Raw genomic sequence first — 1,525 nt, forward strand, 5'->3', positions numbered from 1 at the left:
TTTCTTATTTCAAACCTCTTTCTTTTAAAAGGTTTTCTAATTCCTGATTGTTGTATTTCGAGTTATTGGTCAGCTTATAGGCGAAAAATAAAGGAATGAGTGTTAAAAACCCTAAACTGTTTTTCATAAGGCTGAAAAATACAACACCGATCAGAAATCCAATTAATATTGCATTGGTTATGGCTGCCGATTTCCTTTTTTTTGTTTCTTGCAACAATTCTTCATCTGTTAGTTCCGATAGATTTTTTTGTTCCATTTTCCGTGGTTTTTGAGCGTAATCTCCTGTGGGTAATGCTCAAATATACACGATAAACGCAACTACTAAAAGCGGTAGATCAGGTTTTAATTAAAAAAGCCCTTCTTTTAAAAAGCTTTTAATCAGTATTTTTAAAGAATGAATTTACAAACGAATTTGTTGAAATTTAAGCAGTCCGATTGCTCTGGTACTCATTTGGGGTAATTCCTGCCTTGCAGCAAATTTAAATTATCTTCCAATTCAGGTTTAATGCACCACATTTCGGACAGTTTGTATACTCTCCATCGAGTTTATTAAAAATACAATGGTTACAATGCCCGTAAACTTTGTTGATGTGTGTTACTACATATTTAGCATCTCCATGGCCTAAAGCGTAATTGTCAACGATATATTTTACTAAATGAATTGGTGATTCTATCTTTAGTTGTGTAGTTTGAGTTTTTCTGACTGCGTAAAATCTGGGATCTCAATTCCTTCTTTGGGTAAACAATTTTTACATTGGATTTTCATGATTCTATAAAATTAATAACCGCTTACCTCTGTTTAGCGTGTTATTACGGCTTAGCAATTTAATCTAAAGTCTATCCGAAGATAATAATCGTTTAGACAGTCCGCAGCCATAAAAAGATTTTATTTAATCGTTTGCTCATACAAAGTCTATTTCCTTATATTAATGTCGCAATCCGCTACCGAAGTTGTCGTTTTTACGTCGCGTTAAAGCCCCAAATGAATCTCATATTTGTATGGTTAATATAGTTCAAACTAAATTTAAATAGCTTTATGAAAAATTTATTCCAAACAGGTAATATCCTTAAATCAGTACTATTCTTTGCAATGATCATTTTTGCAGCAGCTCAATCAAAAGCGCAACAGCTTAAACCTGCCGAGAGCGGTTATGCGCCGGTTAATGGCCTTAAAGTTTATTACGAAGTATACGGTGAGGGTAAACCGCTCATCTTACTGCATGGTGCTTTTATGACCATCGAAACAAACTGGGGACAGTTAATACCCGAATTATCGAAAACCAGAAAAGTAATCGCCGTCGAATTGCAGGGACATGGGCACACTCCCTTTTCTGACCGGAAATTAGATCAGGCTACCCTGGCCAGTGATGTGGAAGGGGTAATGAAATATTTAAAAGTAGACAGCGCCGATGTTGCAGGGTATAGCATGGGTGGCTCTATAGCTTATAAGTTGACCATACAAAGCCCTAAACGCGTAAAAAAATTAGTAATCATTTCTTCTACTTATAAAAGTACTGGCTGGAAA

2 protein-coding genes are annotated in these 1,525 nt (G+C 35.3%); one reads left to right on the top strand and one right to left on the bottom strand.

Features of this window, described 5'->3' with window-relative positions; all coding sequences use genetic code 11:
• Positions 1-4: 4 nt before the first annotated feature.
• The gene (locus tag AC1DND_RS27645) at positions 5-256 is read right to left on the bottom strand and encodes a hypothetical protein (protein ID WP_477586032.1); all 252 of its coding nucleotides are present in this window, start codon (positions 254-256) and stop codon (positions 5-7) included.
• 780 nt (positions 257-1,036) lie between these two features.
• Between AC1DND_RS27645 and AC1DND_RS27650 the strand changes: the two genes are divergently transcribed.
• Positions 1,037-1,525, top strand: a 489-nt coding sequence (locus tag AC1DND_RS27650) for an alpha/beta fold hydrolase (protein ID WP_477586034.1), incomplete at its 3' end; no start/stop codon positions are given.

It is taken from the genome of Pedobacter sp. 01N416, assembly GCF_056399685.1.

Bases quoted from the DNA above. Each gene is read 5' to 3' on its own strand.
- AC1DND_RS27645 (WP_477586032.1), bottom strand. From the start codon at position 256: ATGGAACAAAAAAATCTATCGGAACTAACAGATGAAGAATTGTTGCAA.